This window comes from Edaphobacter sp. 12200R-103 (assembly GCF_010093025.1).
Classification (GTDB): Bacteria; Acidobacteriota; Terriglobia; order Terriglobales; family Acidobacteriaceae; genus Edaphobacter.
Map to the genome: position 1 here is coordinate 2,331,848 of NZ_CP048114.1, position 23,329 is coordinate 2,355,176.

The window sequence follows — 23,329 nt, forward strand, 5'->3', positions numbered from 1 at the left end:
AAGCCTCTCTTTTTTGTTTTGAACGGGGAGTTTAGAAGAAGAACTTCGCGGCCACCTGAAGCTGGCGTGGACCGTAAAGCGAGTTGCTGGTCGAGCTGACAGCACCGAAGGCGCTGGAACCCTTTCCGGAGTAGGGAGCGATGCATCCCTGCAAGGGAGCTTCTGCCGTACCCGGAACCTGAGTAGCAACATTGCAGGCTCCAGAGGAGGCTGCAGCTGCATACTGCGAATGGGTGCCATTCACACCGGTGATGATACGGTGGTTGAGCAGGTTGAAGGCCTCGCCCACAAACTGCAGCTTGATGTTGTCATGGATCGGAACATCCCGAGAGATGCGAAAGTCCAGGTTGTTATAGCCCGGTGCGTAAATGCTGTTGCGGGCAATCTGTGGAGGACGGCCTGTAGTCGCAAAGCCCGAGCTGGAGCTGATGGCGCCACCGTAGATATTGCCGCCGGAGCCGTAGCTTCCACTACCGCCATTGAAGACCGTGCCGCTCATGCCCATGAAGATCGGCTGTCCACCCGAGGCCGTAAAGCTGCCCGAGAAGAGGAAGTCATCGAGGATGTGCTTCACCCAGACGTTCTCCTGCATGATCTTCGGCTGGTAGACGAAGCTCATCACAAAGCGGTTGCGAATGTCGGTATCGGAGTTGCCGTTATCAAGATTGGAACGGTTGGGATCAAGCGGGGTGTCGCCGCCGTAAAAGGTTCCACTGGAACCCTGCACCTGACCGGTATCGGTCGAGTGAGCCCAGGTGTAGTTCGCCAACAGCTCCAGGCCATTGCTGAAAGGCCTGCGAACGCTGACAGCCAGCGAGTTGTACCACGTGTTCGCAACAGAGAAGCCGGTGTTGTACGACTGCAGGGTCGGGACGATACGATCCTGCACTCTGTAGACCGGAACCGTAAGCTGCTGCTGAAGATTTCCATTGGAATCGACCACGTTGTAAGTACGGGCGCCCGTCGGGGTCTGACCACGCAAATTGGCGTCGACAAAGATGGGAAGACGCATGCCGCGAGTGCCGACATAGCCGACCGAAAGAGTCATCTTGCCCGGCAGCAGTTGCTCGACACCAAGCTCAGCCTCGTGCGCATACGGAGGAACGAAGTTAGGATCGAGGCCGTGGAAGCTCTGCGAACCGAGAGTTCCGGAACCCGAAACCTGGGGCTGGGCTGCTCCACTGGGAATGATCGCGGATGAGAGCGAAGGTCCCGGAGGAAGGAAGGGAACGTTCGGGAACTGCAGGCCCACCTTCGCGGCGCTGCTCGGTGTGCAGGTCGAGCCGCAGCCGGTAAAGTTGTAGTTCACCTGAACCACGCCGTTCTCTACACGCATCGCGTAATAGGTCGAGCCTTGGTTCAAGCCGGAGAAGAGACCGTAACCGGCGCGAACCACCGTGCCGTCAAACGGCGTCCAGGCAAGAGCCACCCGAGGCTGAAAGCGATCTGTGTTCTTGATCGTGCTGCTATAAAGCGTCGAAATGGGAGGAAAATTGGTGTTGTTCTGGACGGGAGGAGGAGTGATCTGAAGATCCCAGCGGATTCCCAGCGTGAGGGTAAGGTTCGGATGGATCTTCCACGAATCTTCCGCGAAGGCATCCAGCATCTTCATCCAGAAGTCGTCGAGACCCGCCTTGGCCGCAGGATTCAATTGATCGACCGTCTGAACGAAGCTGGTGAAGTGATATCCCGCCAGCGGATCGGTGTCTCCAGGCTGTCCACGGAAGCTGTCGGCAGCCCAGTTCTGGAAGTTGATCTGGTTATTCGTTCCGGAGTAGTTATAGATACCGCCGCCCTGGAAGAGATTGATCATCACCTCGTGAACGATGTTCACATCCCCGCCGAACTTGAAGCTGTGATGGCCGCGTGTGGTCGAAAAAACATCGGTAATCTGTGTACGGTGTTCATCCGGCTCGGCGGTACGAGGCAACGCGTTGGGCATGCCATAGGTAAAGGTTCCAATACCTACGCTCGGACCGGCAGCATTGGCCCCCGCCGTCTCAAGATCCCGGCCGTACTGGAAGTGAACCTGGTTGATGGAGCGATCGGAGATCTGGCTGGTCAAACCCGCAACCAGGAAGCGCTCGTGGTAGCTCGTAGGACCGTTGGTCGAGGGCGAGCTTCCGCTGAAGGTGTTCGATCCGTTGTAGCCGTAGGTGGAATCGAAGTTCGCCCAGTTGAAGTTGACGAACATATCGTTCTTCGAGTTGATGTGCCAGTCGATGCGCGGGAAGAAGATGTTCTGCCTCGAGTTGCGGGAAGGCGCGCCAAAGCCGTTGTCCAGGATGAATTGAACCGCAGCATTGCACTGCGCCGAGGTAATCGTCGTAGGACACTGCGCCGGCGAGATCACCGTTCCGCTGCTGTCCGGAGTCGGTGTCAGCGTCACAACATTGTTGTTGTAATAGAGCGCCTTGCCCACGCGACGGAAGCCGTCATAGGTGAAGAAATAGAAGAGGCGATCCTTGATGATTGGACCTCCGACTGAGCCGCCGAACTGCTGCTGCTGATGGACCGGCTGGGTTAGCAGGAAGGCGGCTGCCTGTGCATTGCTGGTATTGTGTAGCGCGCTCCACTTTGTCTGCGGATCCAGCGCATTCAGACTCGGATAACGCAGGTAGTAAAACAGGTCGCCATGAATGACGTTCGTGCCGGACTTGGTAATCGCGTTCACCTGTCCGCCGGCAGCCTGACCGAACTCAACCGAATAGTTCGAGGTCTCTGCCTGGAACTCTTTGATGGAATCGAGCGAGTAAACGTAGGGAGCGCCCGATGCGCGGCCGCGGGCCTCAGAGAAGAGCATCTGGTTGTTATTGGCGCCGTCTACGTAGTTCTGGTTATAAAGGCCAGAAATACCGCGGAAGCTTACAAGACCACTGCCGCCATCGGGAGCGACGTTCGGCGTATTCAGAACGAAGGCGCTCCAGTTACGCGTATTGACCGGAAGATTGCTGATGAGCTGCTGGCCGATGGTCTGTGAAGTCTCGGTCTTTTCCGTGTCGAGGATGGGGGTATCGCTGGTAACGACGACCTGCGTGGAGGCGGAGGCCGGAGGAAGCGCAGCGTCGACCGTCAGGGTCTGGCCCACTGTCAGGAGGAGATTCGTGCGATCAACCTTGCCGAAGCTCTCGCCGCCCAGAATCACTTCATAGTGACCCGGCTGAAGAAATGTCGCCTGATAGTTACCGGCTGCATCCGTGGTGAGGGTACGGGTCACTCCCTTATCGGTATTGATGACCGTTACCGTGGCGCCCGCCACGATGGCTCCGCTGTTGTCGGTCACCGTGCCGCTGATATTGCCTACGCCGGAGGTCTGGCCCCGGCCGGGAATGGTCGCAGAGACAAGAAAAACCGTCGCCGCAACCATGGAAAAGAGGCGTTTACACGCAGAGAGATCGCTCATGTTGGAAACTGGCTCCTTGAAAGACATCACCGATGAAAGACGGTGAGTGAAAAAGGCTTACTGCCGCAGCGCGGCTGTGAAATCCGCCGCAAGCTGGGTTCAGTTACGAAGAAAAACGGGAAATTTGCAGCACTTTAAGAGTCAAGCCTATGAAGAGTCGCTGTCAAGATGCATCTTCAAACTCCTGGAACGATGGCACTTGACCGGGAGCACACCTCAGAACGGCTAGTTCAACAATAAATCTCGCCAAATCTCAGCGGTTAACAAGCCGTAAATTCTCTTCCGTTCGTATCTCAGTGCAGTGTTTCGGGAATTACGGCATAGCGAATCAGCGTCTCGAAGGGAACGATGGCAAGCGTGGCCTCATGGGTCGCCTCCAGCACAACGGGGCAGCCAGCGCCAGCCTGCTCGACCTCAAGCCACCGGGCGGCGCAGACACACCAGCGATCTCCAGGCTTCAGCCCCTGAAATCCATACTGCGGCATCGGCGTGCTGAGGTCGTTGCCAAGCAGCTTTGAAACGCGAAGAAACTCTTCATTAACCACGCAGCAGATGGTATGGACGCCAAGATCCTCCGGCCCGGTGTCGCAGCAGCCGGTACGATAAAAGCCAGTCATCGGCTCGCAACCGCAGGTCTCCAGCGGCTGCCCGAGGACATTCTTTCCCTTGCCTCGAATACTCTCCGTCGTGGATTCCAAATCTGGCATGATGGATTGCCTAACCTCTGAGTGTCGTTTGCGAGCTCAAAGCAAGTATCCCATGTTTGCCGCTCTGGTGAGAATGGCGCCTAATGCGGCAATTTCATGAGGAGAAAAAGCAGGGATTCGATAGGCTAAAGGAAATGACGGATTTAAAGAAGCTAAGGGTTGGAATCGTCGGCTGCGGAAAGATCGCCGACGGACATGCGGAAGTGGTGAAACACCTGGAAGGTGCCGAACTGGCTGCGGTGTGTGACCGTGAGCCCCTGCTGGCCGAGCAGCTGGCGGTCCGCTTTGGAGTTCCCGCCTGGTACGGAGATATGGGAGAGATGCTGGCCCGGGAGCAGTTGGACGTCGTCCACATCACCACCCCGCCCGCTGTCCATTTGCCCCTCACGCGCCAGTGCGTCGAGGCCGGCGCGCATGTCTTTCTGGAAAAACCTCTAGCCCTCACCGCCCCGGAAGCGCAGCGACTCATCGACACAGTGGTCTCTGGCGGTCGCCAGATGAGCATCAACTACTGGCCCAACTTCGATCCTCCCGCTATGCAGTTCAAGCAGATGCTGGCCTCTGGAGAGATCGGCGATCCGGTCCACGTGGAGGCCTTCATCGGCTACGATCTGTCAGGAGCCTACGGACAGGCACTGATGAGCGACGCGGCACACTGGGTGCACCGCCTCCCTGGAAAGCTCTTCCACAACATGATGGACCATATCTTCAATCGCATTGTGCCGCTGTTCCCCGACATCGAGCCAGAGGTTCACGCCTTTGCCTACAAGCGGCGCGAGGCCGTCCGTAACGACGCGACCGATGCCATGCTGGACGAGTTGAGAGTCTTTCTGCGGGCGGGAGGCGTCTCCGCTTATGGGAGCCTGTGCTCACACGCACGCCCGGTCGCGAACACCCTGACGGTGTACGGCACAAAATCGACGGTCGCGGTGGACTTCAACAATCGCACCGTAGTTTCAACGGCTTCGCAGCGTTACCCCAGTGCGTTAGGGCGGCTCGCACCTCCACTCCAGATGGCTGGACGATACTTCTCCGAAGGCAGAAAGAACATCGGGCAGTTCCGGCGCAGCGAGTTTCACTTCTTCGCCGGCATGTCGAAGCTGCTGGAGCTGTTCTACCAGTCGATTCGCACTGGCAGTGCGCCGCCGATTCCCTACGCCGAGATCATCCGGGTCTGCACGGTGATGGACCGGGTAATCCAGCAGGTCTATCCGGCCCTGGTCGAGGAGGGCGTGCGATGAAGATTCTTGTCACTGGCGCCGGTGGATTCCTTGGCAAGGCAATCGTCGAGCGTCTGCTCGCACATGGCGAGAACGACATTCGCTGCATGCTACGCGATCCGTCGAAGGCACGCGGCCTTGAGGCAATCGCATCCCGCTATCCGGAAGCAAGACTCGAGTTCGTCGCTGTCAACCTCCGCAACCTGGGTGAGATCGCCCCAGCGGTCTCCGCCTGCGACCTGGTGATTCACGCCGCTGCAGCACTGAAGGGATCGCCCGCCGAGATGTTCATGGACTCGGTCGTCGCTTCGCGCAACCTGCTGGAAGCTGTTGTGAATGAGTTGCGGCCGATACGAGTCGTGCTGGTCAGCTCCTTTGGAGCAATGGGAGTCGCCGAGCTTCCACGCGGCGCCATGGTCAGTGAGAACACTCCGCTCGAACGCCACCCGGAGCGTCGCGACGTCTACTCTCACTCGAAGCTCAGGCAGGAGCAGCTCTTTTGGGAGTACAGCGCAAAGTATGGTTTCGATCTGGTCGTGCTGCGGCCCGGCGTGATCTACGGCCCGGGCGGCGGACACTTCTCGAACAGAGTGGGACTCAAACTCTTCGGACGATTCCTCCATCTGGGCGGCAACAACCTGCTGCCTTTGACCTACGTGGACAACTGCGCAGAGGCAATCGTGGTAGCCGCACTGACACCCGCTGCAGCCGGGCAGGTCTATAACGTCGTCGATGACGATCTCGTCACATCGAAGCAATATCTCGCGCTTTACAAGAGCAAGGTCGCTTCCGTGCGGTCTATCCCCGTTCCCTACCCTGTCCTGATGTGGGGATCGAAGATGGTGGAACGCTACAGCGAGAGATCGCGCGGTCAGCTTCCTGCGATCTTCACGCCCTATAAGACGCAGGCGATGTGGGGCGGAAATCAGTTCAGCAATACAAAGCTGAAGAGCATCGGCTGGAGACCGCTCATCTCCACCAGCGAAGGGCTGGATCGGGCCTTGACAGCATTCCGACTGGAGCCGGAGAAGACGAAGTAATCGTCATGAAGGCTTCGATACGACGACAGTCATTCTGAGCTACGCGAAGAATCCCTGTATTTTGCCCGAAGCAGCTTAGACGCCATCGGCAGAATACAGGGATTCTTCATCCGTTCAGAATGACGGGGCGAAGGATTGTTTCTCGATGAAATGCCTTCGACCACTCCAGCGGCCTTACTTCGCCTCAAGAACCGCCTGAATGCGGTCACACGCCCACAACAGGTCTTCACGTGTGATCGTCAGCGGCGGAGCCAGGCGAATGACATTATCGTGCGTCTCCTTGCAGAGCAGCCCCTCGCGCATGAGAGCCTCGCAGATCGGACGTGCCGGTCCATTCAACTCAATCGCCACCCACAGACCACGTCCGCGAATCTCGCGGATCTGCGGGCTGCGAATCTGACGGATGCGTTCGATCAGCAGCGCACCCAGCTCCGCAGAACGCTCTGCCAGCTTCTCTTCTACGATGACGCGCAGTGAGGCTCTCGCGATCGCGCAGGCCATCGGGTTTCCACCAAAGGTGCTGCCGTGATCACCAGGGTGCAGCACGCCCAGAATCTCGCGTGAAGCGAGCACCGCGGAGACAGGGTAGAAACCTCCGGCAAGCGCCTTGCCGACGATAAGAACATCAGGAGTGACGTTCTCGTGCTCACAGGCGAAGAGCTTGCCGGTGCGCCCCAGGCCGGACTGGATCTCGTCAGCGATGAACAGAACATTGTTCTCGCGGCAGACAGCGGCAGCCTCAGCGAGGAATCCGTCGGGCGGAATCAGAACCCCCGCCTCGCCCTGGATGGGTTCGACCAGGAAGGCTGCAGTGTTCGGTGTAATGGCCTCGCGCAGCGCCTTGGCATCGCCAAACGGAATCACCTTGAAGCCGGCCAGATACGGCCCGAATCCATCGCGGTACTGCTCCTCGGTGGAGAAGCTGATGATGGAGATCGTGCGGCCGTGAAAGTTATTGGCGCAGACGATGATCTCCGCCTTGCCTTCGGGAATTCCCTTAATCTTGTAGCCCCACTTGCGGGCAATCTTCAGTGCCGACTCCACCGCCTCGGTCCCGGAGTTCATGGGCAGGACCATCTCAAAACCAGTAAGCTCCGTAAGCTCCTTGTAGAAGAGAGGCAGCTGGTCGTTGCGGAAGGCACGCGAAGTCAGCGTGACGCGCTGCGCCTGCTCCTGCATCGCAGCGAGAATACGAGGGTGGCAATGCCCCTGATTGACCGCCGAGTACGCGGCGAGGAAGTCAAGGTAGCGCCGGCCTTCCACGTCGTAGATCCAGACGCCAGCGGCCCGCTCGACGACGACGTCAAGAGGCTTGTAGTTGTGTGCGCCGTAAGTATCTTCAAGCGCAATAAGATGAGAGGTTGCGGTAGTCCCGTCTTTCTGATCTTCCGTTGTGTCGCTGTGCAGAACTGAGCTTGCCATATCGACCGCCTGAACATGATCGAGAGCGATAGAAGTTTCTCTCTTTATCTCTCTATTATTCCACGGCCCTTCTAAAACCCGCGAAAGACGGGCAGTTTATGCATATCCGATGCATAAAAGAAAAACGCGCGGCCATAAAAGCCGCGCATTTCCTGCGATCGAATGAATAAATATTCGTTGTATACGAGCCTGCTTACTTGGCTGCCAAAGCAAGCTGCTCCTGATATTCCGCGTATGGGCCCTTGTGGTCGGTAATGTGGAAGTCGGTCGGGCCGCCCTCAAAATGCCAGATGCGGGTACCAACCTCATCGATCAGGTCCTCATCGTGTGTGACGAGGAAGACCGTGCCCTCATACTTCTGCAGAGCCTGGTTAAGGGCGTTGATGCTCTCAAGATCCAAATGGTTCGTCGGCTCGTCGAGGATCAGGATGTTCGGCTTCTGCAGCATCAGCTTGCAGAACAATAGGCGCGCAGCCTCGCCTCCTGAAAGTGCGTCGGTCTTCTTATTGCCCTCTTCGCCACGGAAGAGCATCTGCCCCAGAATGCCCCGGATATCCTCGCGGCTGGCCTGTGGATCGAACTGGTGCAGCCAGTCAGCGGCCGTCATGCCCAGTTGGATAGAGCCCTTGTGGTCCTGCGCAAAGTAGCCGATCTGCGCCTCATGGCCCCACTTCACCGTGCCCGAATCGAGAGCGGTCGGGTCGGACTCATCCAGACCGGCGTTGGCCAGCAGGGCCTTCAGCATCGTTGTCTTGCCCTGGCCGTTACGGCCAATCAACACAACCTTGTCTCCACGCATGACTGCCGCGTTGAAGTTGTGGATGACGTGCTCGGTCTTGCCGTCGGGCTGGGTGTAGGACTTGTTGATGCCCTCTATCTCCAGTACGTGCTTGCCAGAGGGGCGAAGCATGTCGAAACGAATGTAAGGGCGCTGAATGTTCGAACGCGCAAGCTCAGTCGTTGCCAGGCGTTCAACTTCCTTCTTGCGGGAATTCACCTGCGAGCTGCGGGTACCGGCGGAGAATCGCGCAATGAAGTCGTTCAGCTGCGCGATCTTCTTTTCACGCTGCTCGTTCTGGCTCTCGATGCGGGCACGAACCTGCGTCTTCTGCAGCACCATATCGTCATAACCACCGGTGTAGGTGATGATCGTCTCATAATCGATATCGGCGATGTGAGTGCAGACCGAGTTGAGAAAGTGGCGGTCGTGCGAGATCGTGATAACCGTACCGTTGTAGCGGTTCAGGAAATTCTCGAGCCAGTGAATTGAATCGAGGTCAAGGTAGTTCGTAGGCTCGTCCAGCAACAGCGCCTGAGGGTTTCCGAAGAGCGCTTGCGCGAGCAGAACGCGCACCTTCTGGCCGCCCTGCAGCTCGCTCATCTTGCGCTCGTGAACCTCGTCGGGGATGTCGAGCCCCTGGAGCAGAACGGCGGCGTTGGCTTCGGCCTCATAGCCGTCTTCGTCGCCGACGATGCCCTCAAGCTCACCCAGACGCGAGCCGTCCTCGTCGGTCAGCTCGGGCTTCTCGTAGATCCGCTCGCGCTCCTCAAGAGCCGCCCACAGGCCCTTGTTGCCCATGATGACGGTATCGATCACCCGGTAGGCGTCGAACTCGTACTGGTCCTGCTTCAGGACGCCGATCTTTTTCGGGCGTACAACAGTTCCCTTCTGGGCATCGATCTCGCCCGTAAGGACCTTCATAAACGTTGACTTGCCCGCCCCGTTCGGCCCTGTCAGACCGTAGCGGCGACCCGTGGTAAAGGTGACCGAAACATCCTCAAAGAGGAGCTTCGAACCATAGCGCATAGTGACATTGGAGACAGAAATCATCACCTTAATTCTCTCATGTCCGGCGTTCTTAAACGCTAGCTGAAGAGCCGACCGCGCGCGGATCATAACGACGCATCCGCATGAATTTGCTGAGATTTTGCAGAAATTCGATCAACCGCATCCCAATAGAAGCAGTTAGGAGCACTGCTAATCCGCCTCAGGAGCGGCCTTACGCTCAGGAAACTCAATCCCCGCGCTGTTTACGCAAGAGCCTGGACAGGCAGCTCTGCCTTCTATCTGGTTGCCATCCTCTCAGCTTTGGCTGCCGCAGCCGCACGGTTCGTTGCAGCATATCGGTATATCGGGAATCCGCGGGTCGAGTATGGTCTGCTTCATCTTCCGGTAGCATTCCTTCAGATTGCGATCTTCGCCGCGGCTCTTGGGCTGGCGTACCGCTGGTATCTCTACCGGGAACCACGGCAGCCGCTCTCGTCCAGGACACTGCCACCGCCTCCGCTCTTCTCGCAGACACTCCTGCTCTCTGGATCAGGATGGACCAGGGCGGCTACAGCATACTTTCGACGGAAGAAATTCAAAAACTTCAATCGCTCCGTCACTAAGGACTTTTTTCAACACAAAGGCGATGCAAGCGGATCATTATAAAAATAAAAGAGGATTCGCCTGCATCGCCCCATAGCGCTTATTTAGCGCCCTCCGCGATTCGGACGCGAACCGGAGCGAGCCTTGCTGCTGGCACGACCTGACGGGCCACTTGGCCTTCCGCCAGGCCCTCTCCGTCCCTTGCGACGTGCACGAGGGCCGTTGTCTCCGCCGTTTGCGGATGCGCCTGGCTGCCCGTTTGCGTCGCCACGCCAGGACCGGGTCTCAAGCGCCAACAACGCCTCGAGGCCTGAAGCTGCCTGGTTGACGATCCCTGAGGATCTAACAATGGAATTCAGATCTACCGGCTTGTTGCGCTCCTCTTTCTCAAGATTCTTGTCGGCCTCGCGCCACTCGAACTTGATCTTCAATTCGCGCTCCAGCTTGCGTGCGTCGTGACGCTCTTGCGGCATGACAAACGTCGTAGCCACGCCCTTAGCGCCCGCTCGCCCGGTACGGCCGATGCGGTGCACGAAGTCTTCACTCGCATTCGGCAGATCGTAGTTGACGACATGCGCAATGTCAGAGATGTCGATACCCCGCGCTGCAACGTCGGTCGCCACCAGCACGCGGTGCTTTCCGGTAGCAAAGCCCTTCAGAGCAGAACTGCGCTGGGATTGCGAGCGATCTCCGTGAATCGCGTTCGTATCGTGCCCAAGCTTTTCGAGCTTGCGCGAGATACGGTCAGCACCGTGCTTCGTACGCGAGAAGACCAGGAAGGTTCCCTGCTCCTCTTGAAGCATCTGGTTGAGCAGGCCAAGCTTCTGGTCCTGCATCACCGTATAGACGCGCAGTTCCACGCGATCCGACGGCTTCGATGTGGTGCCGATCTCAATACGAACCGGGTTCTTCACGTAGTCGCGCACGACCTCCTGGATGTTGGCATCCAGAGTCGCGGAGTAGCACATCGTCTGCCTTCCCTTGGGAATGGCGGAGACAATGCGGCGAATCGGCGGCAGAAATCCCATATCGAGCATGCGATCGACCTCATCGAGGACGAACATGTCGACATGCGACAGATCGATCTGGCGCCGGCGAAGATAGTCCTCAAGACGGCCAGGAGTAGCAACCACCAGCCTTGGGCCACGATTGAGATTCTCAAGCTGCGTGTTCTCAGAGAGCCCACCGCAGACGAGCACGGCGTCGTGCTTCATGCCGGGCATCAGCTTGTAGTAGCTCTCAAGCACCTGCATTGCAAGCTCGCGGGTGGGCAGCAGAATCAGCGCGCGGATCGGGCTGCGCTTACCCCGTGTGCTCGGGGCGGACGTGGCGTCCAGCCGCTCCAGCATCGGAACAAGGAAGCTCAGAGTCTTACCGGTTCCAGTCGATGCTGTCGCCAGAATGTCCCGGCCCTCGAGGGCTGGAGGAATCGCTCCAGCCTGAACCGGCGTCGGGGTTACAAAGCCAGCGTCTGTCAGGCGCTTCTTGAGCGCGTCCGAGATGTTGAAGTCTGTAAAAACGGGTGAGTTGCTGGAATTGTTTGCGGTAGTCGAATCCAGCTGCTGAGGTACTTCTAAAATTGTCGTCAAAATAATCCTTAAGTAAGGCCGCAAGCGATGCGGTGTGCCTGGAGAATGCAGAACGATGCGAAGACGCATCATGGATTCCGGGGTTATCAGCTTGCCCTGCTTCGGGCGTACGCTGCTGCACGGCGAGAAAGGTCACCATTGACCTTCCGTCCAAGCCAGAGCAACCAGCGCATTCTATCCTGAAAATTAACAGAAAGGGCGCGGGGAGTAAGCTTCACGGTCTCTGGCCAGCCCGAATCCATCCGGGGCGTCCCGTAAAGCAGATGAGGACGAAATCTTTCTCGCCTTCTTTTTGAGGATATCACAACTCCGGGAAGCGGAGCCGCCGAATCTCTGCCCGCGCCGCCCCGGGAAAAACAGAAGTGGCGCAGCTCACCGGCCACGCCACTTCAGATTCATTAAGGGGTCGGTTTAGATATGACAGCTCACCATTCCACGCTTCTCCAGGTAGCGCTGGTGGTACTCCTCAGCCTTCCAGAACACCTTCGTTGGAAGTACCTGGGTAGCGATGGCATTGCGGTACGTGCCTGATGCGTTTAACTCAGCGATCTTCTCTCTCGCTTCTGCAAGCTGTGCTTCGCTGTGGGTGAAGATCACACTGCGGTACTGCGTACCCACGTCCGGGCCCTGCCGATTGACCTGTGTGGGGTCGTGCATCGCGAAGAATGCATCCAACAGCTTCTCGTATGTAATTCGTGAGTTGTCAAACGTAACCTGAACAACCTCCGCATGGCCGGTGCGGTCTGTACACACATCCTGGTAACTCGGCCGCTCGAGGTCTCCGCCTTCGTAGCCCGCCGTTGTATCGAGTACTCCAATAATTTCATTGAACTTTGCTTCTGCACCCCAGAAGCATCCTGCACCAAATGTAGCCTTCTCGATTGCCACTGTTACTGACTCCTTTGCTGCACACTGCGACTTGCCTGTGATGCGACTGACTTACCACCTCGTTGCAGTCGGACGACACCTATTGGATGCTCTTATCGACCGGTTTGTCATCCCCCGGATGATGAATAGCGGGAGTAATTCTGGTCGCTTATAACCGGAGCTGTCAATGCCACGTGACTATCTTTCGATAGCCGGAAGATAGTTCTCTCCCGAAGGGAGCACCGCCCGCCATCGAACCCCTCATGGCTTGCATGGCCTGCACCTTATCAGGATCTTAATTTTGTGGAAATCAGCCCCGCCGGCCCTCGGTCCTCGGGACCGGACGTTGCTTCTTCTTCGGAGGAACAGGCTTTTTGAGCTGGGCGAACTCCGGAACCCTCTGCTTCGGCGTGACCTTCAGGCCATGTGCGGCTCTCTCTAGAGCCATCACCTCTCCCTGCGTCAGCTCACGATACTCCCCGGGAGGCACATCGAGCCGCAGAGCGCCATAGCCGATTCGGCGGATCTTCTCCACATGATGCCCAACCTCCTCGAACATCTTGCGGATCTGCCGGTTTCGGCCCTCCGTCAGGGTAAGCTCAAACCACGGATTATCCCCGCCCCTCACCTGCTCGATCTTTGCCGGCGATGTAAGAACGCGATCCCTGCGACCGCTGCGCACCTCGTTCAGGCGGCCGCGATCGATCATAATGCCCCGGCGAAGCTGATCGACCGCCTCCTGCGACGGTGCCCCGGCTACCTTCACGAGGTAAGTCTTCTCCACGCCTGCTGCAGCCTTTGACAGCTTGTTGGCCAGTCCCCCATCGTTCGTCATCAGCAGCAGGCCCTCAGAGAGATAATCGAGGCGCCCGACCGGGTAGAGACGCACGGAATCCCCATGAGGCCCACGCTTGCTGGCCATCAGCTCAACGACCGTGGGACGTTTCTCCGGATCGGAGAGCGTGGTGACATAGCCTCGCGGCTTGTTCAGCATGTAGTAGCGGCGCTGCTCTTTTCCATGCAGCAGTTTGCCATCGACGCGAATGTGATCCCGGTCGGCGTCCGCACGGGTTCCCAGCTCGGTGACGACCTTGCCATTGACCTGGACCCGTCCCTCCAGAATGAGCTGTTCCGCCTTGCGACGGCTCGTCACTCCCGCTCCCGCAAGGATCTTCTGCAGGCGTTCGCCCCTCTGTTCGGTCGGTTCGGTCATCCCTCCATTATCTCCTGAACGGGCTGACTCCGCTTCCTGGGAGAACAAGTTCCCACCTACTCGGCGGGTTCCTCCACAAGATCACTGCTCTCGCCCTGCACAGGCTCTTCTGTCGCTTCAGCCCCTATGCTCTCAGGCTCATCGTCGGGAAGCTGATCGTCGAGCGGATCATCGACCGGGTCGGGGCTGCCGTCGGCCTGCGGAAGATGCGTATGCCGCTCTGGTTCCAGTTCCTCGGCGCTCTCCGGTGCATGATGCTCCGGCGCCGGCTCCATAGGAATCTCCTCCTGTTCGGCCAGTTCTCCCGCCATCTTCTCGAACTCCTCGATCGAGGGCAGTTCGTTGATGTCCTTCAGCCCGAAGCGCAGAAGAAAGTCCTTCGTCGTTTTATAGAGAATTGGCCGTCCGATGACCTGCTTGCGTCCCGCAGTCGTCACCAGCTTACGGGCCATCAACGAACCCAGCACGCCGCCCGAGTCGACCCCACGAATCTCCGACACCTCCGGCGCCGTAATCGGCTGCTTATAGGCCACAACTGCCAGCGTCTCCAGTGCCTGCAGCGAGAGCTTCAAGGGCGGCTTGAGCGACTTTACAAAACCCCGCACCGCGTCGTGATACTCCGGCTTGGTGGCCATGCGATAGCCGCTTGCAACCTCACGAATCTCCAGGCCGCGATGATCGTTAGCGTACTCGACAATCAGCTGGTCGAGAATGGAGCGGAAGTACTCGCGCAGTTTCCGGTTTCTCTCCTTCTCCTCCTTCGCCTCTCGCGCGGACTGCCGTCCGGGAGTCTCGGCCTCCTCCTCATCCTGAGAAGACTCGGTAGCAGCTGCGGTGGCAACTTCTTCCGGAAAAGATCCCATCTCCTGATGGGACTCCGCCGCTTCGGTGACAGGCTCGGCCCCTCCCTCCGGCCCGGGGGCAGAGGCATCGTCAGGAGACGTCTCATCCGAGTCGACAATCTCTTCGTTCAAACCCTCTACATCGGTATCACGTGCGTCGTTCGCTTCAGAGGAACTCTCGTCGCTGTTCTGCTCCTCTCCCTCCAGGGCAAGCGCCTGTTGGGCCTGCGCAATCTGGTCAAGCTCGGCCTGGGCCTCCTGGCCGAGCAGGCCCATCAGCTGGGAAAGGGTCACCGGTTCTTCCGATGCGTAAATGACGGCTTCGATCTTTGCTTTGAGGCTCATTGCCTACGAGTGTATAAGAAGGCCGCCCCGCCAGAGCATCCAGCAGAAGGAGCATTCGGGACGCGTTTTGCACAGTGGAAGAGATAAAGTGAGCGTTTCCCCACCCGGAATACGTGTGCCAGGAGAGCAGTCCTCACCGCAGCTCGCTTATTGGCACGGCTTCAGCCGTGCCAATGGGTTTTGTCCCGGAAAGCAACTTTAGCCACTGAGGTCAGCGCTGCCTGGAGCTAACCCGCCACCTATTTCACCAGCAAATTGAACAGCCAGTACAGGCCTCCAGCAAGGACGGCCGCAGCCGGAAGCGTAAAGACCCATGCCAGGGCAATATCGCGCAGCGTCGCCGCCTGCAGGCCGCTCTTGTTGGCGGCCATCGTCCCGGCCACGCCCGACGAAAGTACGTGGGTCGTGCTGACCGGTAACCCGTACCCATCCGCCGCGAGGATGGTCGCCATCGCCACCAGTTCGGCCGAGGCGCCCTGCGCGTACGTCAGGTGAGTCTTGCCGATCTTCTCGCCGACCGTCACCACGATTCGCTTCCACCCAACCATCGTTCCCAGTCCCAGGGCCAGAGCAACCGCTACCTTCACCCACGAAGGAATGAACTTCGTAGAACGGTCCAGAAAGCCCTTGTAGTTTCCGAAGACCTTTTTATCGTGGTCGGAGATGTTGCTGGGGCCATACTTCGGCAACAGGCGCATCGTCTCGCTTACAAGGTACATCTGGTTGCGAACGTTGGCCTGCATATTGGCGGGCACGCGCCCAAGGTCGCCGTAGCGGGTGACCTCGTTCTGAATATCGTTGATCATCTGCCGCATTGCCAGCATGGTATCCGGCTGAAATTGATGCGTAGAAACAAAATGCTCCAGCTCCTGGCCGGAATCCGCCACGACGGCATTCGGATCGAGATAATGCGAAACAGCATCCGAGGTCTGCTGCGAGACCGCCACAAAGGTCTGAACCTGGGACCGGGTGACGGCATGGTTCAAAGCATAGGCGGTTGGTACGGTGCCCACCAGAATCAGCATGATCAGCCCCATTCCCTTCTGGCCGTCATTGGATCCATGGGCAAAACTGACACCGGTGCAGGTGAGGACCAGCAGCGCGCGAATATAGAAGGGCGGCGGCTCCGTACCTTTCGGAGCCTCATAAAGACGCGGATCGCGCAGCAACAGCTTGAACAGCCCAAACAGCACTGCCGCGCCCAGAAATCCAACCAGCGGGGAAAACAGCAGCGCCTTGAAGACCTTTGTCACCTGCTCCCAGTCCACGCCGCTCACGCCGCTGGCGCCGTGCAACATCTGGTTGGTGATGCCGACGCCGATAATGGAGCCGATCATGGTATGTGAGCTGGAGGCAGGCAGGCCGCGCCACCAGGTAGCGAGATTCCACAGGATGGCCGCCACCAGCAGCGCAAAGACCATGGCGAAGCCCGATCCCTTGCTGACCTTCAGGATCAGCTCGACAGGCAGCAGCGTAATCACCGCATACGCTACTGCTCCCGAGCTGGTGAGCACGCCGACAAAGTTCCAGAGCCCCGACCAGACGACCGCGATATGAGGCTCCAGAGAGTGTGTATAGATCACCGTCGCAACCGCATTCGCCGTGTCATGGAAGCCGTTGACAAACTCAAACCCAAGGGCGATCAGCAAAGCGATTCCCAGCAGAAAGTAGGGAAAGATCGAACCGGTGTGGGCGAACGACAGGTCCTTTGCAAGCTGGCTGACGATGTAGCCAAGCCCACACACCAGCAACAAGCCAAAGAGGACAGCTCCAACTTTACCGGGGGAGGACTTTTTCAGCTTTTCGTCGAGAAGAGAACCTGGAAGCGTGGCTGGCGTCGCCATAAATCGTCACCTTGAGATGGATTCGGGCCCGTGGTCAGTGACGCTGAGCATAGGACGGCTCTGCGAACAGAATGTAAAAACCGGGTAAAGAAATCGACTTTAGTAGCCAGCGCTAACCCGGCGGCTCGGGACTATTTCCAGTCGTCCCTGGCCTGTTGCTGGTCCGCAAAGACCTGATCGAAGTTTTCGGCTTTCTTGATGAGGATGTCTCCCTGTACAACCGGCTGGTAGAACAGAACCGCCTGCAGACGCACCAGCTCCAGCATCGCCAGGAACATGCAGATCAGCGCCCGCTCCGTATGCGTGTTATGCAGCAGCTTCCTCAGCGAGACCGCCTTGTCTTCCATCACCAGGCGCCGCTTCACATAGTCAATCATCTGTGCGACTGTGACCGACTCCTCGTCGACATCCAGCACGGGACGCTTGCGCAGCCGCCCCAGAATGTCCTGGAAGACACGAACCAGATCCACAGTGTCCGCCGCAATCTCCCGCTCGGCGTCTGCCGAATCGCGAAAATCCCGTATCCCCGGATTCGTCCAGGTCGCTTCCTCAATCTGCTGCTTCTGCATCAACATCTGGGCCGCGGCCTTGAAGCGTTCATGCTCCAGCAGCCGCTCCACCAGCTCACGACGTGGATCCTCCGCCTCGCCTCCGGCCACGTCACTGGGATCGCGAGGAAGCAGCATCTTCGACTTGATATGAATCAGCAGCGAAGCCGTGTAGATGAACTCCCCCGCGGCGTCCACATCCGTCTGTTGCAGCTTATGTGTGTACTCCAGAAACTGTTCAGTAATCCGCGCGATAGGGATATCGTAGATGTCGATATTCTGCTTCCGGATCAGGTCCAGCAGAAGGTCGAGCGGGCCATCGTAGACCTGCCCCACGATCACCGAAAACGGCGACTGCGATGCCTCTTCCTTCTCCCTGTCCTTCTCCTTTGCCTGCCGCTTCGGCTCCGGCGCTGGAGCAGGCACAGGATGCTTCAGCGCAAACGGTTCCTGCGCTTGCGGCTCCTGCGCGGTCTCTTCATGAGGCGTCAGAGCTTCCTGCTCTGTCGCTTCATAAACCTTCGGCGTTGCATTGTCAGGATGAAGAGTTTCGTCGGTCATAAGGATGAAAGGCCCACCGCATCGCGGACTTCCTGCATGGTCTGGTTCGCCCGCTTTGCGGCGCGTACCGCCCCCTGCCGGAGAATCTCTTTTACTTCAACGAAGTTCGCCTCATAGTGACGGCGGCGTTCCTGGATGGGAGCCAGATGCGCGACAATCGCATCCGCCACCCAGCTCTTGCACTCGATACAACCAATACCTGCAGTCGTACAGCCCTCGCGAGCCTTCTGCTGTGTCTCTACGCTCGAAAACACCCTGTGCAGGTCGAAGACAGGGCAGACATCGGGATTGCCTTTATCTTCACGGCGCACGCGAGCAGGATCCGTCACCATCGTCTTCAACTTCGCCCGAATCTCCGTCTCGGGATCAGACAGCAGAATCGTGTTCTTGTAGCTCTTGGACATCTTTCGCCCGTCGGTACCCGGTAGCTTGGGAGAAGGCGTCAGCAGCACATCCGGTTCTGGCAGAATCTCATGGCGGCCAAAGCCGGTCAGTTTCTTGGTCTGCTGCGCCGCTTCATAAAGTTCATGCGCAGAAAAGGTCGTCCTGGTCTTGTCTCCGGAAAGTTTTCGTGCTTTTTCCTGGATGGCGCCCATCTCCCATGGTGCCGCATCCGGCGCAAGAAAAAAATCCCCAGGGAAAAACTGGTTGAAACGCCGCGCAATCTCTCGAGTCAGCTCGACATGCGCAATCTGATCGGCTCCCACAGGAACATAACGGGGCTTATAAAGCAGAATGTCCGCACTCTGCAGCAGAGGATAGCCAAGGAACCCAAAGGTCGCCAGGTCCTTCTCCTTCAGCTGCTCCTGCTGATCCTTGTAGGTTGGCACCCGCTCCAGCCAGCTAAGGGGAGTAATCATGCCTAACAGATCGTTGAGCTCAAAGTGCGCCTTTACGTCGCTCTGGATAAAGATCGTGCAGACCTCAGGATCCAGTCCTGCGGCCAGAAAGTCCAGGATGACCTCGTCAACGTTCTCCCTCAGCTTGGCTGTGTTCGCATAGTCTGTCGTCAGCGCGTGGAAATCCGCGATAAAGAAGTAGCACTCATACTCGTGCTGCAGCTTCACCCAGTTGTAGAGCGCACCCATGTAGTTGCCCAGGTGCAGCTTTCCTGTAGGCCGCATACCGCTCAAAATCCGTGGCCGTGTCGTCGAAGAGGTGGGTTCGGTCATGATTCTCAACTAGTGATGATACGGGAAAGCTCCCGCGGAGGCAGTATCGGCAGCATATGTGATTCCTTCTTGTGAAGTGTCATCCTGAGCGGAGCGCAGCGGAGTCGAAGGATCTGCGGTTTGATGATTGCCGATGAATTTTACCCGATCAGCACCGACTCGCCTTCCATCGCAGCAACCCTCCCGCTAAAGCGCCGCCAGGATACCGTCAAACGCCGACTGCAGCGGGTAGAGAAAGACGCGGAAGATGAACCCTCCAGCCAGCAGCATAAAGATCCACAGCGCCAGCATCCCCATGCGGTCATAAAGCTGCAGCGCGTTGTACGGAAGAAAGTGACGCAGAATCCGGCTTCCATCCAAAGGAGGAAATGGAACCAGATTGAACACAAACAGCAGCAGGTTGATCAGGATGATGAAGTAGAGCAGCAGCGCTACGGGAAACAGCGCCGGCAGATTCTCCGTGGAGACACCGGGATAATGCATCGCCAACGCCATGGCCGTGAAGACCGCCACTGCTCCGCCGGAGACAAAATGCTTGATCAGCAGCAGCAGAATCAGCGCCCCTGTCGCCAGCAGAAGATTGCTTGCCGGTCCCGCCAGGGTCACCAGAATGTCGTCCCGCTTGTAGTTCTTAAAGTTCCGCGCCGTCACCGGAGTTGGCTTCGCCCAGCCGATCAGCGGCCAGTGATAGACCAGGGCAATCAAAGGCATCAGCACCGAGCCGAAAAGGTCCAGATGCTTCAGCGGGTTCAGCGTCACACGGCCCAGCATCCGGGCCGTAGGATCGCCCAGCCGCCATGCCACCCAGGCATGCGCGCACTCATGAACGCTAAAGGCCAGTACGAGCGCAAACACCTGGAAGAGTATGAGAATGACGTTCTGATCCATCTCCCTAGCTTAAAGGATCAACCTTTGCAGAAGGAAATCAATGCCGCAGCAAGCTGAGTCTTAAGTTCCACTTCATTCACAGGCATCATCACCCCGTCATTCTGAGCCGAAGGCGAAGAATCCCTGTATTTCGCCCGAACCGACATGACTCTCCATCCGAAGCCTCATTTCGACCGGAGCAGGACAGCCTCACTTTCGAGCGCAGCGACGAAATCCGCCTCTCAACCGAAACCGAACCCACCTAAGCAGACTGGCCCTTCCCCCGCTTCACCTTCGCCGGAATCCCCACCGAGACAACGTCAGCCGGAACAGCCTTCGTCGCCAGCCCCATCGCTCCCAGCATCGCATTCTCGCCGACATTTGCTCCTGCCAGCACCGTTGCGTGATAGGTAATTCGCGCCCGCGGCCCCAGTTCCGTCAGCTTGTTGGTCACATCGGCCTGAACGTTGATGTCATGAGTGTGCGAATAGATATTTGCGTAGTCCGAGACGCTTGTCCCCTCGCGCAGAATGATCCCCCCGCGATCGTCCAGCAGCACATTCCTGTGGATGGTGCAGTTGTCCTCGATGGTGAGGTTGTACCCGTAGGTGAACTCCACATTGTGAAAGATCTTCACGCCCTTTCCCATGGACTTGAAGATGTGATGCCCCAGCATGCAGCGGAACCGGAAACCCAGCCAGTGATTCAGCCCCAGCGGAGATCGATCGAACATCTGCCAGAACCAGATCAACGGCTTGCGGATCGCATATTTCTCCGCATCGATGTCGCCGTAGTACTCCGGCTCGAGCGTTACATTGCGAGGATCGAAGCACTCCATCTGCGCATGACTTGCAAGCTCGCTGGTCAGCGTGGCCGGCGTACGTCCTCCGTGGGGCCTTCCCAGATACATCTGGTAAAGCTCATCGCGCACAATCTCCGACCGGCGGTCAACAGACTGGTGCCGCGTGAATTCGTCGTTCAGCTGCGCCAGCCAACGGCGAAAAGTGGACTCCGCCTCGGCTGTCGGCTTCAGTTCGCGATAGGTGTACTGAGGCATGGCTTCTCTCTTTCTCAATGCAGCTCTGACTTGGATGCATGGATGCGCCACAAACACTTGCATGTTAACGCATGGCTTCAGCCGCGCCACAAACACTTGCATGTTAACGCATGGCTTCAGCCGCGCCACAAACACTTGCATGTTAACGCATGGCTTCAGCCGCGCCACAAACACTTGCCTTGTTAAGGGCATGGCTCATGGCTTCAGCCGTGCCGCAAACACTTCCTTCTGGAAGGCGGCTTTAGCCGCTGAGGTCGCCGCATCACCACCTTCTCTTCGCGGAAGTCTCCCCAGCCCAGCTTATTCGATGGCGAAGACAGCATAGATCGTGGCCATCTTCTCCACTTCCCGCGGATTGATCGCCAGCGGCTGAACCTTTTCCATCGCAGGCGCCGCCGCCATCGCGCGGAACATGGGCCGGGGACCGCTGGGCTGAACCTCATTACTGGCATACAGCAGTGAACCCAGCTTGGCGTTCAAACTGGTCGCCATCTGTTCGGCCTGGTCGTGCGCACGCTTCAGAGCCTTGGCTGCAGCCTGCGTCTCGGGCGCATTCTCGTCCTTGAAGCCCCAGTCGATCTGACCCGACTGATTCGCGCCGGCCTTCACCGCTACATCCAGCGCCTTTGCGGCATCATCCGCATTCATCTTGATCGTCCAGCTTTGTGTCACTTGAAACTGCCTCTGCGCCTTCTGGGCCTCGGTCAGCTTGTCGAGCTGGTAGTTCTGGACGGGCGCAACCTGCTGGCTCTCGCTCTGGATGGACTCCTTCGGAACACCTGCGCCGGTCAGCGCCTTCACAATCCCATTGGACAGCTTCGAGCCATTCGCATACGCCGTATTGCTATCAGGACCATAGGCGATAAAGCCCACATGCAGCGTCGCCTGATCGGCAATCGCCGTAACTTTGTCCGTTGCCGTAATGGCGATCGTCCGGTTCTCTTTATTGACCTGAATGGTCTGGGCCTGGCTCGAGAAAGTAAGGCCAGTCAATACAAGGCTGAGGGTGGCAATGCGAAATCGCGTCATTGTTCTTCTCCTGTCCTGTTGATGAGATCGGCAAGCGTCTGCCTGTGCTTCTCTTTAATTGCACGCTTCTGTTTCGGATCGGGCAAAATGCGTTCCGGCGGCGGCTGCCCTACGCGCTCACGCGCGTTTGCCTTGGCGGCCTTTACTGCTGAGAAAACCTGTTTCTTCGCCTTGCTCATCTGCCTGCACCGTAAGCCTCTGTCAGTCTACGTGCGAGGCCCTCTGAGATTATGCAATACTCTTGTACTTATGGTCTGGTAACTGCCGGACCGCACGTGGGTTTGCAGTCCTCAAAAAACCGACCGCAAACCAAAGAGGTGCAGGATGGAAGAACGGGATTTTTTCGAGGAGCGTCCGGAGCAGAGGACCCACACCATGACCTGCCCGCACTGCGGACAGCAAGGAGAATACGAGCTCGGCTGGATCGTGCGAAGAAAGAAAAGTCAGCTGCCCCGCGGGGCCGACGAGCGCGACCGCGCACGCTTCGCCAAGGCCCAGAGCTACATGGTGCGCCGCGACGATATGGTCGGCTGCAAGAATATCCGCTGCCGCAAGCGGTTCGAAGTCGCCGGCATTCAGTCCGTAGCCTTCCTCTAGAGCGCTTCCTGCAAGCGCGAAATCGGAAGCAAGCTGTCACCCTGTTCCAGGAACCGTCATTCTGAACCGGAGGCGAAGAACCCCTGTATTTTGCTCGCAGCGCCACCAGCTCTCCCGCGAAGGACAGGAATACTCGCGATTGTTCGATCTCTTAAATGGAGGAACAATCATTCAGCTACCTTTCCAGCCGGTAAACGGACTGCCGCTCGCCTTATCGGACAGAAAGAACAAACCGCCGCAATGCTCTATGGTTTAATAGAGCAGAAGCTGCTGCCCCATCGGCGGTGCTTCCCGCGAACCGTAACAAAATGCAGGGAGACTGGAAAGAGAATCATGGCTAACACACTGCTGCCCATCGAAGAACGGAATCTGACCCCCGACGAAGTCGAACATCTGGACAGGCGCCGCCGTCGCGGCCAGCTCTTCCTGACCATCGGCTTTCAGTGCCTCATCGTCTTCTTCCTTGTGACGATCTGGGCCGGTCAGGACTTCACGCTCTCGCCGGGTCTGGCGCACCCCATGGTCTATTGGGACGCCCTTACAGGTGTGCTCTCCATCATCTTCCTGGTGGCTGGCGTCCGTCTGCGCCGCGGATCGAACGAGTTTCTCAGCTACTAGCCTCATCGGTACGCTCC

At 58.0% G+C, this 23,329-nt stretch carries 20 protein-coding genes; 5 read left to right on the top strand and 15 right to left on the bottom strand.

All coding sequences use genetic code 11. The features are described from left to right. Positions 1-31: 31 nt before the first annotated feature. Positions 32-3,403: a TonB-dependent receptor gene (locus tag GWR55_RS09715; protein WP_162402094.1), complete on the bottom strand. Its 3,372-nt coding sequence runs from the start codon at positions 3,401-3,403 to the stop codon at positions 32-34. Positions 3,404-3,696: 293 nt separating this feature from the next. Beyond that, positions 3,697-4,110 carry a DUF2237 family protein gene (locus GWR55_RS09720; protein WP_162402095.1) on the bottom strand — a complete coding sequence of 138 codons (414 nt, stop codon included), beginning with the start codon at positions 4,108-4,110 and terminating at the stop codon, positions 3,697-3,699. 134 nt (positions 4,111-4,244) lie between these two features. Here GWR55_RS09720 and GWR55_RS09725 point away from each other — a divergent pair, with 134 nt between their 5' ends. Next, positions 4,245-5,351: a Gfo/Idh/MocA family protein gene (locus GWR55_RS09725; RefSeq protein WP_162402096.1), complete on the top strand. Its 1,107-nt coding sequence runs from the start codon at positions 4,245-4,247 to the stop codon at positions 5,349-5,351. After that, positions 5,348-6,370, top strand: coding sequence for an NAD(P)-dependent oxidoreductase (locus tag GWR55_RS09730; RefSeq protein WP_162402097.1), 1,023 nt, complete (start codon positions 5,348-5,350; stop codon positions 6,368-6,370). The genes GWR55_RS09725 and GWR55_RS09730 overlap by 4 nt, the downstream gene beginning before the upstream one ends. A 174-nt stretch (positions 6,371-6,544) precedes the next feature. Here GWR55_RS09730 and rocD read toward each other — a convergent pair whose 3' ends face one another. Further along, a complete protein-coding gene (gene rocD, locus GWR55_RS09735) occupies positions 6,545-7,792 on the bottom strand; it encodes an ornithine--oxo-acid transaminase (protein WP_162402098.1) in 1,248 nt (415 codons plus the stop codon). A 193-nt stretch (positions 7,793-7,985) separates the two neighbouring features. Next, entirely contained in the window at positions 7,986-9,623 is a 1,638-nt protein-coding gene (locus tag GWR55_RS09740) for an ABC-F family ATP-binding cassette domain-containing protein (RefSeq protein ID WP_162402099.1), read from the bottom strand. 258 nt (positions 9,624-9,881) lie between these two features. On the opposite strand from GWR55_RS09740, the gene GWR55_RS09745 reads away from it, so the two are divergent. Then, positions 9,882-10,226: a hypothetical protein gene (locus tag GWR55_RS09745; protein WP_162402100.1), complete on the top strand. Its 345-nt coding sequence runs from the start codon at positions 9,882-9,884 to the stop codon at positions 10,224-10,226. 41 nt (positions 10,227-10,267) lie between these two features. On the opposite strand, the gene GWR55_RS09750 is transcribed toward GWR55_RS09745, so the two are convergent. From GWR55_RS09750 to GWR55_RS09800, 11 genes are all read right to left on the bottom strand, one after another. Beyond that, positions 10,268-11,752 (bottom strand): DEAD/DEAH box helicase, encoded by a 1,485-nt coding sequence (locus GWR55_RS09750; RefSeq protein WP_238398312.1) that lies wholly within the window; start codon positions 11,750-11,752, stop codon positions 10,268-10,270. 411 nt (positions 11,753-12,163) lie between these two features. Next, on the bottom strand, positions 12,164-12,640 hold the full coding sequence (gene msrA / locus GWR55_RS09755) for a peptide-methionine (S)-S-oxide reductase MsrA (RefSeq protein ID WP_162402101.1): 477 nt from the start codon (positions 12,638-12,640) through the stop codon (positions 12,164-12,166). 289 nt (positions 12,641-12,929) lie between these two features. Next, positions 12,930-13,832, bottom strand: coding sequence for a pseudouridine synthase (locus tag GWR55_RS09760; RefSeq protein ID WP_162402102.1), 903 nt, complete (start codon positions 13,830-13,832; stop codon positions 12,930-12,932). Between the two features lie 56 nt (positions 13,833-13,888). Further along, the gene (scpB, locus tag GWR55_RS09765; RefSeq protein WP_162402103.1) at positions 13,889-15,019 is read right to left on the bottom strand and encodes an SMC-Scp complex subunit ScpB; all 1,131 of its coding nucleotides are present in this window, start codon (positions 15,017-15,019) and stop codon (positions 13,889-13,891) included. A 239-nt stretch (positions 15,020-15,258) separates the two neighbouring features. Beyond that, entirely contained in the window at positions 15,259-16,863 is a 1,605-nt protein-coding gene (locus GWR55_RS09770; RefSeq protein WP_162402104.1) for an inorganic phosphate transporter, read from the bottom strand. A gap of 131 nt (positions 16,864-16,994) precedes the next feature. Further along, positions 16,995-17,972 (bottom strand): ScpA family protein, encoded by a 978-nt coding sequence (locus GWR55_RS09775; protein ID WP_162402105.1) that lies wholly within the window; start codon positions 17,970-17,972, stop codon positions 16,995-16,997. Continuing rightward, positions 17,969-19,144 carry a tryptophan--tRNA ligase gene (trpS, locus tag GWR55_RS09780; RefSeq protein WP_162402106.1) on the bottom strand — a complete coding sequence of 392 codons (1,176 nt, stop codon included), beginning with the start codon at positions 19,142-19,144 and terminating at the stop codon, positions 17,969-17,971. Before trpS ends, GWR55_RS09775 begins: the two co-directional genes overlap by 4 nt. Positions 19,145-19,330: 186 nt before the next feature. Beyond that, positions 19,331-20,032 (bottom strand): site-2 protease family protein, encoded by a 702-nt coding sequence (locus GWR55_RS09785; RefSeq protein WP_162402107.1) that lies wholly within the window; start codon positions 20,030-20,032, stop codon positions 19,331-19,333. A gap of 241 nt (positions 20,033-20,273) precedes the next feature. Continuing rightward, on the bottom strand, positions 20,274-21,068 hold the full coding sequence (locus GWR55_RS09790; RefSeq protein WP_162402108.1) for an acyltransferase: 795 nt from the start codon (positions 21,066-21,068) through the stop codon (positions 20,274-20,276). A gap of 300 nt (positions 21,069-21,368) precedes the next feature. Then, on the bottom strand, positions 21,369-22,097 hold the full coding sequence (locus GWR55_RS09795; RefSeq protein ID WP_162402109.1) for an SIMPL domain-containing protein: 729 nt from the start codon (positions 22,095-22,097) through the stop codon (positions 21,369-21,371). After that, positions 22,094-22,276, bottom strand: coding sequence for a hypothetical protein (locus GWR55_RS09800; protein WP_162402110.1), 183 nt, complete (start codon positions 22,274-22,276; stop codon positions 22,094-22,096). The genes GWR55_RS09795 and GWR55_RS09800 overlap by 4 nt, the downstream gene beginning before the upstream one ends. A gap of 145 nt (positions 22,277-22,421) precedes the next feature. On the opposite strand from GWR55_RS09800, the gene GWR55_RS09805 reads away from it, so the two are divergent. Further along, entirely contained in the window at positions 22,422-22,694 is a 273-nt protein-coding gene (locus GWR55_RS09805; protein WP_162402111.1) for a hypothetical protein, read from the top strand. Between the two features lie 333 nt (positions 22,695-23,027). Continuing rightward, complete coding sequence (locus GWR55_RS09810) at positions 23,028-23,312, top strand: hypothetical protein (protein WP_162402112.1); 285 nt, start codon at positions 23,028-23,030, stop codon at positions 23,310-23,312. Positions 23,313-23,329: the final 17 nt, after the last annotated feature.